The sequence below is a fragment of the Leclercia sp. UBA7405 genome, assembly GCF_037152215.1.
In the GTDB taxonomy this organism is placed as follows: domain Bacteria; phylum Pseudomonadota; class Gammaproteobacteria; order Enterobacterales; family Enterobacteriaceae; genus Enterobacter; species Enterobacter pneumoniae.
Window position 1 is genome coordinate 1,735,392 of sequence record NZ_JBBCMR010000001.1, and the last position, 14,093, is coordinate 1,749,484.

10 protein-coding genes are annotated in these 14,093 nt (G+C 56.2%); 3 read left to right on the forward strand and 7 right to left on the reverse strand.

Annotation, left to right across the window (positions count from 1 at the left end; all coding sequences use genetic code 11):
• Positions 1–12 precede the first annotated feature (12 nt).
• On the reverse strand, positions 13–456 hold the full coding sequence (locus WFN75_RS08520; protein WP_336996019.1) for an Lrp/AsnC family transcriptional regulator: 444 nt from the start codon (positions 454–456) through the stop codon (positions 13–15).
• Between the two features lie 106 nt (positions 457–562).
• On the opposite strand from WFN75_RS08520, the gene WFN75_RS08525 reads away from it, so the two are divergent.
• Positions 563–1,459 (forward strand): DMT family transporter, encoded by an 897-nt coding sequence (locus tag WFN75_RS08525; protein ID WP_336996020.1) that lies wholly within the window; start codon positions 563–565, stop codon positions 1,457–1,459.
• On the opposite strand, the gene narI is transcribed toward WFN75_RS08525, so the two are convergent.
• From narI to WFN75_RS08550, 5 genes are all read right to left on the reverse strand, one after another.
• Entirely contained in the window at positions 1,456–2,133 is a 678-nt protein-coding gene (gene narI / locus WFN75_RS08530; protein WP_040075260.1) for a respiratory nitrate reductase subunit gamma, read from the reverse strand. The genes WFN75_RS08525 and narI overlap by 4 nt on opposite strands.
• The gene (gene narJ / locus WFN75_RS08535; RefSeq protein WP_040075259.1) at positions 2,133–2,843 is read right to left on the reverse strand and encodes a nitrate reductase molybdenum cofactor assembly chaperone; all 711 of its coding nucleotides are present in this window, start codon (positions 2,841–2,843) and stop codon (positions 2,133–2,135) included. Before narJ ends, narI begins: the two co-directional genes overlap by 1 nt.
• Positions 2,840–4,375, reverse strand: coding sequence for a nitrate reductase subunit beta (gene narH, locus WFN75_RS08540; protein ID WP_336996021.1), 1,536 nt, complete (start codon positions 4,373–4,375; stop codon positions 2,840–2,842). The genes narJ and narH overlap by 4 nt, the downstream gene beginning before the upstream one ends.
• Positions 4,372–8,115, reverse strand: a complete 3,744-nt coding sequence (locus tag WFN75_RS08545; RefSeq protein ID WP_336996022.1) for a nitrate reductase subunit alpha — start codon at positions 8,113–8,115, stop codon at positions 4,372–4,374. Before WFN75_RS08545 ends, narH begins: the two co-directional genes overlap by 4 nt.
• A gap of 382 nt (positions 8,116–8,497) precedes the next feature.
• Positions 8,498–9,895, reverse strand: a complete 1,398-nt coding sequence (locus WFN75_RS08550; protein ID WP_040075256.1) for a NarK family nitrate/nitrite MFS transporter — start codon at positions 9,893–9,895, stop codon at positions 8,498–8,500.
• A 308-nt stretch (positions 9,896–10,203) separates the two neighbouring features.
• Between WFN75_RS08550 and narX the strand changes: the two genes are divergently transcribed.
• The gene (gene narX, locus WFN75_RS08555) at positions 10,204–12,000 is read left to right on the forward strand and encodes a nitrate/nitrite two-component system sensor histidine kinase NarX (RefSeq protein WP_040075255.1); all 1,797 of its coding nucleotides are present in this window, start codon (positions 10,204–10,206) and stop codon (positions 11,998–12,000) included.
• Positions 11,993–12,643 (forward strand): two-component system response regulator NarL, encoded by a 651-nt coding sequence (gene narL, locus WFN75_RS08560; protein ID WP_040075254.1) that lies wholly within the window; start codon positions 11,993–11,995, stop codon positions 12,641–12,643. The genes narX and narL overlap by 8 nt, the downstream gene beginning before the upstream one ends.
• Here the strand turns inward: narL and WFN75_RS08565 are convergent, their stop codons facing one another.
• Positions 12,644–14,050, reverse strand: coding sequence for a YchO/YchP family invasin (locus tag WFN75_RS08565; RefSeq protein ID WP_046885189.1), 1,407 nt, complete (start codon positions 14,048–14,050; stop codon positions 12,644–12,646).
• Between the last annotated feature and the right edge of the window lie 43 nt (positions 14,051–14,093).

The following is a 14,093-nucleotide window of genomic DNA, read 5'->3' on the forward strand; positions in this document are numbered from 1 at the left end:
TAGCAGCTGCAGTTACATCGGCGGCAACCGGCGTTTCACCGGCGAACTCTTCACAATTGACGTGTTGCACTGGGCATGTTCAGCCAGACCGTCCAGCAGCGTATCCAGTTGACCGATAGAGCGCACCACCAGCCTGATCACAAAGCAATCCTCCCCCGTGACCTTATCGCTTTCAATGCACTCAGGCATGGCCTGAATATACTTATCGACCTTGTGCAGTAACCCTGGCAGCGGCCGAACGCGCACCAGCGCCTGAAAGGTATACCCCAACGCCGCGAGATCCACGCGTGCGCCATAACCCTGAATCACGCCACGCTCTTCGAGCCGCTTCAGACGTTCGGCCGTGCTGGGTGATGTCAGTCCAACCCGGCTGCTAAGCACCTTTAACGACATGCGCGCATCTTCAACCAGACAGGCCAGTATTTGCCGATCGATTTCATCAAGCAGGCTTTCCATCAGTTTCACCTTATTTAAAAAAGCATTTAACCCAATTCGCCTTATTTCCTCTCTGTAAAACATATCAGACTTTTTCGACAATAGAGTCTCAATCAGGAGGTGTGCGATGCAAGATATTCATAATGGCGTCTGGCAGATGGGTCTGGCGATGCTCATTTCAGGCTCAATTGGCGCGTTTGTTCTTCTTTCTGGTCTGCCGGTGACGGACGTCGTTTTCTGGCGCTGCGCGATCGGCGCCGTGACGCTGCTGGCTTTTATTCGGATCGGCAATAAACCGTTCAGCACCCTCACCCGCACTGCGCTGACGTTGGCAGTTATCGGCGGGGTCGCCCTGGTGGTGAACTGGTTACTTCTTTTCGCGGCCTATACGCGCATCTCGATTGGCCTGTCGACCGTGGTCTATAACACTCAGCCTTTCATGCTGGTGATGATGGGGATGTTTTTAGGAGAACGCGTCAGTCTGGTGAAATGGGGGTGGCTGCTGCTCGCTTTTACGGGCGTGGTGATTTTACTCTCCAGTGAACTTACCGGTGGCCATAACGCTGAATGGCTTACGGGCATCGGGCTGGCGCTCGGCGCGGCTTTTTTCTATGCGCTTACAGCAATCATTACCCGTAAGCTCCCCTCCGTCACGCCGCAACATATTGCCTTCATCCAGGTACTGGTAGGCGTGGTGATGCTGTTGCCGATGACGCATATGCCTACGTTTTCGGGCGATTTCCCGTGGCCCATTTTGCTCACCCTTGGGGTCGTCCATACCGGCATCATGTACCAGTTGCTCTACAGCGCGATTCAGAAACTACCAACGCCCATCACCGGCTCCCTCTCTTTTATCTATCCGGTAGTGGCTATCCTGGTCGATAACCTGGTGTTTGGTCACTCACTGAATCTGACACAGCTGGCGGGCGGCGCACTGATACTGTTTGCAGCGGCGGGTAACAATCTGGGCTGGGGCGAAAAAAAACCCCGCGAGTGCGGGGTTGATATCAAAACGGCGGATTAGCGACGGGCACGTACCAGCTGGTATCTGCGCGTCAGGTACTCCACCGGCGCGCTCCAGATGTGCACCAGGCGTGAGAACGGGAACAGCACAAACAGCGTCATCCCCAGCACCAGGTGCACGCGGAAGACAAAGGCCACGCCGTCCAGATGCTCAGAGGCCCCGCCGTGGAAGGTCACCACGGATTGGGCCCACCCCACGAGCTTCATCATCTCACTGCCGTCCATATGCTGCGCAGAGAACGGAATGGTCAGCAGGCCGAGCGCACACTGCACCATCAGCAGGGTAAGGATCAGAATATCCGCGCCGGTAGTCGTCGCACGCACGCGTGGGCTAAACAGACGGCGTTTCAGCAGTAATAAGCCCCCCACCAGGGTCATCACCCCGCAGGCGCCGCCTGCCAGCATCGCCATTTTCTGTTTCACTTCGATCGGCAACCAGGCTTCATACATCCAGTGCGGCGTGAGCATCCCCAGGAAGTGACCGGCGAAAATCCCCAGGATCCCGATGTGGAACAGGTTAGAGGCCAGGTTCATCCCTTTGCGGTCCAGCATCTGGCTGGAGGCCGCACGCCAGCTATACTGGCCATAGTCATAACGCAGCCAGCTTCCCACCAGGAATACGGTGCCCGCAATGTACGGGTAGATGTCAAAGAAGAACATATTAAGGAAGTGCATTATTGCTGTCCTCCGTTAGAGATATTCAAATATTGCGGGGCAACGGCTCCGGCAAAACGACGCTGGTGAGCCGAGATTTCAGACTCGCCGCAATTCTGGTCAGCAAAGAATTTCACCTGCTCCTCTTCCCAGACGGCATCCAGCGCCTGTGGGGTATCATCGCGGGCTTCGTCCGCGATTTTTTCCGCCACTTTTTCACTGTCGATTGCCGCTTTTGCCAGTTTCACCAGCAGTTCGAACAGAACGGCATACGCACTTTCACGCTGTTGCAGACGCGCGTTCAGCAATGCCAGAATCGGCGCGATATCCTGCAAACCGCCCAGCGCCTCTTCTTTCGGCAACTGCGCCAGATACTCCAGATAGAGCGGCAGATGATCCGGCAGCTCACGGCTGTCGAGCTGCAGGCCATGCTGCTCGTACTGCGCCATCAGATCCACCATCGCCTGACCGCGGTCGCGGGATTCACCGTGTACGTGTTCGAACAGCAGCAGCGAGGTTGCGCGGCCACGGTCGAACAGCTGGCTGTAGTCTGCCTGCGCATCAAGCAGATCGCGCGCAAGCAGATCGCGCAGGAACACGCCCAGCTTCTGGGCATCGGCTTTATCCAGATTTTCAGATGACGCGAGTGCATCGAAGAGTTCCTGTTGATGCTGCGCAAGCGCAGCATCCGGGTACTCGAGCAGACGCGAAACAATGACGAGTTCAATCATTGGTGCGGCTCCGTTTTGCTGGTCACATCCATGGCATCGATGCGGCGGCTGTTAAACAGGTTGAATTTGGTGTCAGACCCGTGGCAACCATCACCAAAGGTAAAACCACATCCGCTTTTTTCCGGGAAGGCTTCGCGCGCCTGCTCACGGTGGCTGCTCGGCACCACGAAACGGTCTTCGTAGTTCGCAATCGCCAGATAGCGGTACATCTCCTGCGCCTGCGCTTCCGTCAGACCTACCTCTTCCAGGGCATGGGTATCAATCACACCGTCCACGGTTTCAGTACGTTTGAAGTGACGCATTGCCAGCATACGTTTCAGCGCCAGCAGGACCGGCTGGGTATCCCCTGCGGTGAGCAGGTTCGCCAGATACTGAACCGGGATACGCAGGCTTTCTACGTCCGGCAGAATGCCATTGCTGCCCAGTTCACCTGCGTCAGCCGCAGACTGAATCGGAGACAGAGGCGGCACATACCAGACCATCGGCAGCGTGCGGTATTCCGGATGCAGCGGTAGCGCCAGCTTCCAGTCCATCGCCATTTTGTACACCGGCGATTGCTGCGCCGCGTCGATCACGCTCTGCGGTACGCCATCTTTCAGCGCCTGAGCAATCACTTTCGGATCGTTCGGATCGAGGAACACGTCCAGCTGGCGCTGATACAGATCTTTTTCGTTCTCGGTGCTGGCTGCGGTTTCAATTGCGTCCGCGTCGTACAGCAGCACGCCGAGATAACGGATACGGCCCACGCAGCTTTCGGAACAGACCGTCGGCATACCGGCTTCGATACGTGGATAGCAGAAGATGCACTTCTCGGATTTACCGCTCTTCCAGTTGAAGTAGATTTTCTTGTACGGGCAACCGGTGATACACATACGCCAGCCGCGGCACTTGTCCTGGTCAATCAGTACGATGCCGTCCTCTTCACGCTTGTAGATAGCACCGCTCGGACAGGTCGCCACACATGCCGGGTTCAGGCAGTGTTCGCACAGACGCGGCAGGTACATCATGAAGGTGTTTTCAAACTGGCCGTACATCGCCTTCTGCATGTTCTCGAAGTTTTTGTCTTTCGACAGTTTCTCGAACTCACCGCCCAGATCGTCTTCCCAGTTCGGACCTTTCTCGATCTTATCCATGCGCTGCCCGGTGATCAGGGAGCGAGGGCGCGCAATCGGCTGATGTTTACCTTCTGCGGCGTTATGCAGGTTCTGATAGTCAAAATCAAAGGGCTCGTAGTAATCGTCGATGCCCGGGAGATGCGGGTTCGCGAAGATTTTACCCAGCAGCATGGCACGGTTACCCATGCGCGGCTGAATTTTGCCGTTGATTTTGCGGATCCAGCCGCCCTTGTATTTTTCCTGGTCTTCCCAGTTGGTCGGGAACCCGGTGCCTGGCTTGGTTTCAACGTTGTTGAACCAGGCATATTCCGTACCTTCACGGCTGGTCCAGACGTTTTTACAGGTGACTGAGCAGGTATGACAGCCGATGCATTTATCCAGATTCAGCACCATGCCGACTTGTGAACGAATTTTCATTTTACGCTCTCCTGTACCTGGTCATTACCTTCGCCATCTAACCAGTTAATATTCTTCATCTTACGAACCACCACGAACTCATCGCGGTTAGACCCTACCGTACCGTAGTAGTTAAAGCCGTAGGCCAGCTGCGCATAGCCGCCGATCATGTGGGTTGGCTTCGGCGTAATACGGGTGACGGAGTTATGGATACCGCCGCGCTGCTCGGTAATTTCTGAGCCAGGAATGTTCACGATACGTTCCTGCGCGTGGTACATCATGGTCATACCTGCCGGTACACGCTGGCTCACTACCGCACGGGCGGTTAATGAACCGTTGCTGTTGAACACTTCGATCCAGTCGTTATCTTTAATGCCCAGATCCTTCGCATCCGCCTCGCTCATCCAGACAATTGGCCCACCACGACCCAGCGTCAGCATCAGCAGGTTGTCGCTGTAGGTGGAGTGGATACCCCATTTCTGGTGCGGCGTCAGGAAGTTCAGCGCTTTCTCAGGGTTGCCGTTGGACTTCTCACCCATCACCGCTTTCACCGAACGGGTGTCGATCGGTGGACGGTAAACCAGCAGGCTTTCACCGAAGTCGCGCATCCACTGGTGATCCTGATAGAGGGACTGACGTCCGGTGAGGGTGCGCCATGGGATCAGCTCGTGAACGTTGGTGTAACCCGCGTTGTAAGAAACATGCTCATCTTCCAGGCCTGACCAGGTCGGGCTGGAGATGATTTTACGCGGCTGGGCCTGAATATCGCGGAAGCGGATTTTCTCGTCTTCTTTATTCAGCGCCAGGTGCGTGTGGTCACGGCCGGTGAACTCGCTGAGCGCAGCCCAGGCTTTCACGGCCACCTGACCGTTCGTTTCCGGTGCCAGCGTGAGGATCATCTCTGCAGCATCAATGGCGGTGTTAAGCATTGGCTGGCCTTTGGCCGGGCCCTCTGCTTTGGTGTAATTGAGCTTACGCAGCAGGTCCATTTCGCTCTGGGTATTCCAGGCAATCCCTTTCCCGCCGTTACCGATTTTCTCCATCAGCGGGCCGATAGAGGTAAAGCGCTCGTAAGTTGCCGGGTAGTCACGTTCCACCGGAATAATGTGCGGCGCGGTGACGCCCGGGATCAGGTCACACTCGCCTTTTTTCCAGTCCTTCACGTCCAGCGGCTGCGCCAGTTCGGCAGCAGAGTCATGCTGGATTGGCAGCGTAACCACGTCGGTCTCTTTACCCAGATGACCCACGCACACTTCGGAGAATTTCTTCGCGATGCCTTTGTAGATTTCCCAGTCGCTTTTCGATTCCCATGCCGGATCAACGGCGGCAGACAGAGGATGAATAAACGGATGCATATCCGAGGTATTCATGTCGTCTTTTTCGTACCAGGTCGCGGTTGGCAGAACGATATCGGAGTACAGGCAGGTGCTCGACAGACGGAAGTCCAGGGTCACCACCAGATCCAGCTTGCCGTCCAGGCCGTTATCTTTCCATTCAACCTCTTCAGGCTTCACGCCGCCCTGCTTGCCGAGATCTTTGCCCTGGATACCGTGGTCGGTACCGAGCAGGTATTTCAGCATGAACTCGTGACCTTTACCGGAAGAGCCCAGCAGGTTAGAGCGCCAGATAAACAGGTTACGCGGGTGGTTTTTACCGTTTTCAGGCTGTTCCGCCGCGAAGCGAATGGAGCCTTCTTTCAGGGATTTGACGGTGTAATCTACCGGCGACATACCCGCTCTCTTCGCCTCTTCTGCGATACGCAGCGGGTTGGTACCCAGCTGTGGCGCAGACGGCAGCCAGCCCATACGCTCAGCGCGCACGTTGAAGTCGATCAGGTGGCCGCTATAACGGGATTTATCCGCCGTTGGCGACAGCAGTTCCTGCGCGGTGACCGTCTCGTAGCGCCACTGGCTGGAGTGGTTGTAGAAATAGGAGGTGCTGTTCATATGACGAGCCGGACGCTGCCAGTCGAGGGCAAACGCCAGCGGCTGCCAGCCGGTCTGCGGACGCAGTTTTTCCTGGCCAACATAGTGTGCCCAGCCACCGCCGCTCTGACCGACACAGCCACAGAAGACCAGCATGTTGATCAGACCGCGATAGTTCATATCGAGGTGGTACCAGTGGTTCAGACCCGCACCAACGATAATCATTGAACGGCCGTGCGTTTTATCAGCGTTCTCCGCAAACTCGCGGGCAATGCGAGTGATCTGCGCGGCTGGTACGCCAGTGATCTGTTCAGCCCAGGCCGGGGTATAGGCTTTCACTTCTTCATAGCCGGTGGCGCAGTTTTCATCATTCAGACCGCGCTCCAGGCCATAGTTGGCCATGGTCAGGTCGTAAACGGTGGTCACCAGGGCAGTTGAACCATCTGCCAGCTGCAGGCGTTTTACCGGCAGTTTGTGCATCAGGACGTTGTTCAGCTCGACCTTATTGAAATGTTCGGTGCCGTCGCCGCCAAAGTACGGGAAGCCAACGTCAGCGATCTCATCCTGGCTGCCCAGCATGCTGAGACGCAGCTCGGTTTCTTCGCCGGAGGTGCCGTCGCGCTGTTCCAGGTTCCATTTACCCTTCTCACCCCAGCGGAAACCGATAGAGCCGTTAGGTGCAACCAGCTCACCATTGCTGTTACAGGCAACGGTTTTCCACTCCGGGTTATTTTCCTGACCAAGCGCATCCACCAGATCGGCGGCGCGCAGCATGCGGCCTGCCGCATAGTAGCCATCGCGCTCTTCGAGCATCACCAGCATCGGGAAATCGGTGTAACGACGCACGTAGTCGGTGAAATACTGGCTCGGTTTATCGAGATGGAACTCACGCAGCATAACGTGGCCCATCGCCAGCGCCATCGCGGCATCGGTACCCTGCTTCGGTGCCAGCCACAGGTCGCACAGTTTGGCGATTTCTGCGTAGTCCGGCGTGATGGCAACGGTTTTGGTGCCTTTGTAACGCACTTCAGTAAAGAAGTGGGCATCCGGGGTACGGGTCTGCGGTACGTTAGAACCCCATGCCAGGATGTAGCTGGAGTTATACCAGTCAGCCGATTCAGGCACGTCGGTCTGCTCACCCCAGGTTTGCGGAGACGCTGGCGGTAAATCGCAGTACCAGTCATAGAAGCTCAGGCAGGTACCACCAATCAGGGAGAGGTAGCGGGCGCCGGAGGCGTAAGAGACCATCGACATCGCCGGGATCGGCGAGAAGCCAGCCACGCGGTCCGGACCGTACGTTTTCACGGTGTAGACGTTAGACGCGGCAATCAGCTCGTTCACCTCTTGCCAGGAAGAGCGAACAAACCCGCCGCGACCACGGGCCTGTTTAAAGCTTTTCGCTTTGTCAGCGTCTTCAATAATAGAGGCCCAGGCATCAACCGGATCGCTGTGCTGAACCTTCGCCTCACGCCACATTTTCATCAGGCGTTTACGCATCAGCGGGTATTTCAGACGGTTAGCGCTGTAGAGGTACCAGGAGTAGCTGGCACCACGCGGGCAGCCGCGCGGCTCGTGGTTTGGCAGGTCCGGACGGGTGCGCGGGTAATCGGTTTGCTGGACTTCCCAGGTCACCAGACCATTTTTAACGAAAATTTTCCAGCTACATGAGCCAGTGCAGTTTACGCCGTGGGTAGAACGCACAACTTTGTCATGCTGCCAGCGTTGACGGTAACCGTCTTCCCAGTCCCGGTTGGTCTCCAGAACCTGGCCGTGCCCATCGGCAAAAGTTTCGCCCTTCTGTTTGAAGTAGCGAAACCGGTCCAAAAATTTGCTCATCGGGTATCTCCTGTGTGGAGCCTGTGGCTCTCTAAATCGACATTGCTGATTTGCCGCGAAGGTAACGCTATGAAAGATGGTGAGAATTGATAACGATCAAGGCGAAGGAGGTCTGGAGCAAAGGACAAACGAAGCCATACCACCAAAGCGGTATAAAAATAAATCGATTAATTCTCTGTTTTTAAAGGATATTATTTATTTATCGTACAATATGTAAGGGGGCATTTCTGCCCGGAGGTATTAAGGGGTAGGTAGCCCTGTCAGACGATGGCGATCACACTGCTGCATGGGCTACCCGACTGCCCACACGGTTAAGTATGTTGTAACTAATTACGGCTAAAAAAAAGCGCGGCATCGAGCCGCGCAAACGGATAATCAAATATTACTTATTTTTATTGGAATTACGGCCATATACCAGCCAGGTCACCAGGACGCAGACGATATAGAAAACAAGGAAGATTTTCATGGCACCGGCCGGTGAGCCGGTCAGCTCAAGGGAGATACCAAAGGCTTTAGGGATAAAGAAGCCGCCAATCGCGCCAATCGCCGAGATAAAGCCCAGCGCCGCGGCGGTGTCGGTACCCGCTTCACGCATCGCCTGCTCTTCACTGCCGCCCTGGGCTTTGACGCGATCCATGGTCAGCTTACGGAAAATAACTGAGATCATCTGGAACGTTGAAGCGCTTCCCAGCCCGGCGGTCAGGAACAGCACCATAAATACCCCGAAGAAGGCAATAAAACTGCCCCCTTCCCCGTGCGATGGCAGCGTCATGAACAGCAGCGCACAGAAGATGGCCATCACCACAAAGTTCACCAGCGTTACGCGGGTGCCGCCCAGTCGGTCAGACACCATACCGCCCAGAGAACGTGCCAGCGCACCAATGAACGGACCAAAGAAGGCGAAGTGCAGGATCTGGACTTCCGGGAACTGCGTTTTTGACAGCATGGCAAAACCCGCAGAGAAACCGATAAAGGAGCCGAAGGTCGCCAGATACAGTAATGCCATCACCCACAGGTGCGCGCGCTTCAGCACCGGTAACTGCTCGCTAAGAGAGGCCTTCGATGCTGACAGATCGTTCATAAAGAACCACGCCGCCAGGGTAAAGACCACGAGGAAGGGTACCCAGATCCAGGCAGCATTTTCGAGGTACAAAGAGGAACCATCCGGTTGCTCAACTCCGGTTCCACCGAAGACAGCGAAGATGGACATGGAAATAGCCAGCGGAGCAAGCAGCTGCATCACGCTCACCCCCATGTTCCCCAGTCCACCGTTAATGCCCAGCGCACCCCCCTGCTTCGCTTTCGGGAAGAAGAAGCTGATATTCGCCATACTGGACGCGAAGTTTGCGCCGGCAAAGCCGCACAGCAGAGAGATGATGACAAAGACGCTAAACGGCGTAGAGGTGTCCTGCACCGCAAAACCCAGCCACACGCAAGGAATGATCATGATGCCGGTACTGAACGCCGTCCAGCGGCGGCCACCAAACACGGGCACCATAAAGGCATAAGGAACGCGCAGCAGCGCCCCGGACAATGATGGTAAGGCCGTCAACATAAAGAGTTGATCGGTGGTAAAATTAAAACCCACTTTGGGTAAGTTAACCGCTACCGCACTGAACAGCATCCAGACGCAGAACGCCAGCAGCAGACAAGGCACGGAAATCCATAAATTACGACTTGCAACACGTTGACCGCGCTGTTGCCAGAATGCCGGATCTTCCGGACGCCATTCTGTAATAACAGCCCCTGTTGCCCGCTCTGGGGCAGATGAGTGACTCATAGACACCTCTGATTATCAAAAGATGCTGCAAACATTAGGGTTTTAAGCTGGCGGTAAGTTGATGCAAATCAAAGGAAAAGTGGGCGAAAATTTGTTAAAAATTTCCACATCACTCGAAGTGAGTAGTATTTAACGCTTAAAAAGGTGTGGTTTTTCACGCTACTGCTCATACCGCCCTCGCGCCTCCTCCCATTCATCATACCTATGGCAATTTGTGGGTAATCCTTTAGAGGTATGGGTATACTCCAGGGTATGCCCGAGAATAAGGCTCCTCCGAGTCCAGGCATTGTCAGGAGCCACACCGCCCTATGTTTAAACGCTGTTTTTCGCCGCTCACCCTGGTTAATCAACTGGTGCTGATTGTGTTGCTGTCTACCGCTATAGGGGTGACCGGCATGGCGATCTCTGGCTGGCTGGTACAGGGCGTGCAAGGTAGTGCGCATGCGATAAACAAAGCCGGATCGTTGCGGATGCAGAGCTACCGGCTACTGGCGGCCGTACCGCTCGAAGAGAAAGATCAACCGCTACTCGACGAGATGGAGAAAACGGCCTTCAGCAAAGACCTGCAAAGAGCGGCACAACGCGACGGGCAACAAGCCCAGCTGCAGGCGCTGCAGGGTTACTGGCACGGCCAACTGGCACCGGGGCTTAAGCAGGCGCAAAGCGCAGACAGCGTGGCCGGCGATGTCGCGACCTTTGTCGGGCGCATCGACGCTCTGGTCACCGCCATCGATCTGAGTACGGAAAAACGCATCGAGCGGGTGGTATTCCTGCACCGGCTGATGACGGTATTTATGTGTTTGCTGCTGGTCTTTACCATCATCTGGCTGCGTGCTAAGTTGCTGCACCCCTGGCGGCAATTGCTGGCCATGGCGCGCGCCGTCACCGAGCGTGACTTTACTCGTCGCGCGAATATTAGCGGTCGCAACGAGATGGCGATGCTGGGCGATGCCCTGAATACTATGTCTGCTGAACTGGCAGAGAGCTATGCGGTGCTCGAACAGCGGGTACGCGAAAAGACCGCCGGCCTTGAACAAAAAAATGAGATCCTCTCTTTCCTCTGGCAGGCCAATCGCCGCCTGCACTCCCGGGTACCGCTGTGCGAACGTCTGTCGCCGGTACTGAATGGGTTACAGAATCTGACTTTGCTGCATGATATCGAACTGCGCGTCTACGACGTGGAGGATGAAGAGAATCATCAGGAGTTTACCTGCCAGTCGGACATGAGTTGCGACGAAATCGGCTGTCATCTCTGCCCGCGACATCTCCCTCCCCTGACCACCAGCGGCACCCCGCTTAAGTGGCGGCTGGCCGATAACCTCTATCAGTACGGGATCTTACTGGCGACGCTGCCCGCTGGCCGCCATCTCAGCCACGATCAGCAGCAACTGGTGGATACGCTGGTCGAGCAGCTGACGGCTACGCTGGCCCTCGACCGACATCAGGAAAAACAGCAGCAGCTTATCGTAATGGAAGAGCGCGCTACCATTGCGCGCGAACTGCACGACTCTATTGCCCAGTCGCTCTCCTGTATGAAGATGCAGGTGAGCTGCCTGCAGATGCAGGACGAGGGGCTGCCTGAGAGCAGCAAACAGCTGTTGAGCCAGATCCGCAACGAACTGAATACCTCCTGGGTACAGCTTCGCGAGCTGCTCACTACCTTCCGCCTGCAGCTGACTGAGCCAGGCCTGCGCCCGGCGCTGGAGGCCAGTTGCCAGGAGTATAGTGCCCGACTCGGTTTCCCGGTGCAGCTTGATTACCAGTTGCCGCCGCGCTTTGTCCCCTCCCATCAGGCGATACATCTGCTGCAAATTGCCCGGGAAGCGTTAAGCAATGCGTTGAAACATTCCGGTGCCACGGCGGTGACGCTGACCGTGAGTCAACATGAAAATCAGGTTCGACTCCGGGTCCGCGACAACGGCTGCGGCCTGCCGGAAAATGCCGAAAGAAGTAACCACTACGGTTTAATCATTATGCGAGACCGTGCGCAGAGTCTGCGCGGGGATTGCCAGGTACGTCGGGTCGACACCGGCGGTACCGAAGTGGTGGTGACCTTTATTCCCGAAAAGCCCCATTTATCTTCTCAAGGAGAACATGATGACTAACCAGGAGCCAGCCACAATCCTGTTAATCGACGATCATCCGATGCTGCGCACCGGCGTGAAACAACTGATCAGCATGGCGCAGGACATTACGGTGGTCGGTGAGGCCAGCAATGGCGAGCAGGGTATTGAACTTGCCGATGCCCTCGATCCGGATCTGATCTTGCTCGATCTCAACATGCCGGGGATGAACGGTCTGGAGACGCTGGATAAGCTGCGTGAACGCTCGCTCTCAGGCCGGGTGGTGGTCTTTAGCGTCTCCAATCATGAAGAAGATGTCGTTACAGCGCTTAAGCGTGGTGCGGATGGTTATCTGCTGAAAGATATGGAGCCGGAAGATCTGCTCAAAGCGCTGCAGCAAGCTGCCGCCGGTGAAATGGTCCTGAGCGAGGCTCTCACCCCGGTGCTGGCCGCCAGCCTGCGCGCCAACCGCGCCACCTCGGATCGTGATGTCAGCCAGTTGACTCCGCGTGAGCGCGATATCCTGAAGCTGATTGCCCAGGGGTTGCCGAACAAAATGATTGCTCGTCGTCTGGATATCACCGAAAGCACGGTAAAAGTGCATGTAAAACATATGCTGAAAAAGATGAAGCTGAAATCCCGCGTTGAAGCGGCGGTATGGGTCCATCAGGAGCGTATTTTCTAATCACTCTTCCGGCAGCAAGTTCCAGCGCGGGTCATCTGCAGGCGCCGCCAGCAGCGGTTCCGTCAGCGCGAGCGTGATCTCATTGGAGGAGACACGCTGCCCCTTTTCATCTTCCACCACCACTGACAACCGCCAGCGGTTACTCGCCCCTTCGCTATCATCCCAGGCGGGCATAATGATGCTCCAGCCATCGCTGTCATTCGCGTTAGCCGGCGAGGTCAGACTCAGCGCCTGAGCATCTCCCTGCCAGTGCAATTGACGCACGCCGTGAGCACTGCGTATTTGCAATTTGAGCATCACCGTCTCGCCCGGTTTCAGATCCCAGGGGGGCGTAGCCAGCCAAACGGAGAGCGTCTTACGCTGGCGAAACTCCATCACCGGCAGGTTCTGGCGCTCAACCGGATCGTAGCGACTGCCACGTAGCGATCGACTTGCGGCGACTTCGCTGGCCGAGAGCTGTTTCTTTAGCGGTACGCCAAAGCGATAATTTACCTTCAGCCCAAGGTTGTTCTGACTGACGCCGCTCTCGCCCTGTTTATGGGCTGCGGTAAAGGTCAACAGCGGGATGGGGGTGTAATCCAGCCCCAGATTCACCGCCAGCGGATTGTGGTAGCCGGTACCGCTGTGAAACAGATCAACGTTATCGCCAAAATATTGTTCGAAGCTGACGCTGGTATTGAGGTGATGGTAGAACGGCAGCCAGGCTCTGGCGGTCACGTCGTACCCCCGCGCCATCCGCTGCTCCTCCAGCGCAGTGGCGTTGCGCCAGCTGGCCAGCGGGTGGTAGTAGTTGGCCGACAGCCGCAAATATTCACCCCACGCCTCGGCCCCTACGCCCGCACGCTGCAGGTTTTCATCCAGCAGGTTGTCATAGAAGGTGTTGTAGCCCACCAGCCAGTTGCCGGCAATCCAACGCTGCCCCACCCCCGCATTACCGACCAGCCCGTCCTCCTGCTGGGTTAAACCCATCTGGCTATAGCTCAGGAAACGGTTGTTATCCTGCCAGGGGATAAACCAGCTACCGTGGCTGCCGGTGAAATTCCCCTCCTGATCTACCAGCAGATCAACGCTGGCGTTGCCCCAGGGCTGAAGCCAGGATTCGATTTGCTGATTGACCTGCTCGCTCACCACATCCCGCACCTGGCCGAAGGCAAACAGCCGGGCCTGCTCCTCGGTTGTCAGGCCGTTGTCGGTCATGCTGGCTTCACCAAAGGCTTTTGCCATCTCCGCCAGATGTTTCTCGCCCTCACCGGTAGGACGGGCGAGGCCGAGATCGGGTAAGCCATCGTTATTGTTATCGAAAGGATTTTGTGCCTGTTCAACGAAGGTGTTAGGCGCAGCAGTAACGCTTCCAGCGAGGGAAAGAAGGATCGGGATCAGGATTCTGACGCGAGGTAACACAGCCATTAATGTCGTAAAGGGGGCCCTGTGAAAATCAAAAACACCCCCA

Coding starts and splice junctions, on each gene's coding strand:
- WFN75_RS08520 (WP_336996019.1), bottom strand. CDS start 456: ATGGAAAGCCTGCTTGATGAAATCGATCGGCAAATACTGGCCTGTCTG.
- WFN75_RS08525 (WP_336996020.1), top strand. CDS start 563: ATGCAAGATATTCATAATGGCGTCTGGCAGATGGGTCTGGCGATGCTC.
- narI (WP_040075260.1), bottom strand. CDS start 2,133: ATGCACTTCCTTAATATGTTCTTCTTTGACATCTACCCGTACATTGCG.
- narJ (WP_040075259.1), bottom strand. CDS start 2,843: ATGATTGAACTCGTCATTGTTTCGCGTCTGCTCGAGTACCCGGATGCT.
- narH (WP_336996021.1), bottom strand. CDS start 4,375: ATGAAAATTCGTTCACAAGTCGGCATGGTGCTGAATCTGGATAAATGC.
- WFN75_RS08545 (WP_336996022.1), bottom strand. CDS start 8,115: ATGAGCAAATTTTTGGACCGGTTTCGCTACTTCAAACAGAAGGGCGAA.
- WFN75_RS08550 (WP_040075256.1), bottom strand. CDS start 9,895: ATGAGTCACTCATCTGCCCCAGAGCGGGCAACAGGGGCTGTTATTACA.
- narX (WP_040075255.1), top strand. CDS start 10,204: ATGTTTAAACGCTGTTTTTCGCCGCTCACCCTGGTTAATCAACTGGTG.
- narL (WP_040075254.1), top strand. CDS start 11,993: ATGACTAACCAGGAGCCAGCCACAATCCTGTTAATCGACGATCATCCG.
- WFN75_RS08565 (WP_046885189.1), bottom strand. CDS start 14,050: ATGGCTGTGTTACCTCGCGTCAGAATCCTGATCCCGATCCTTCTTTCC.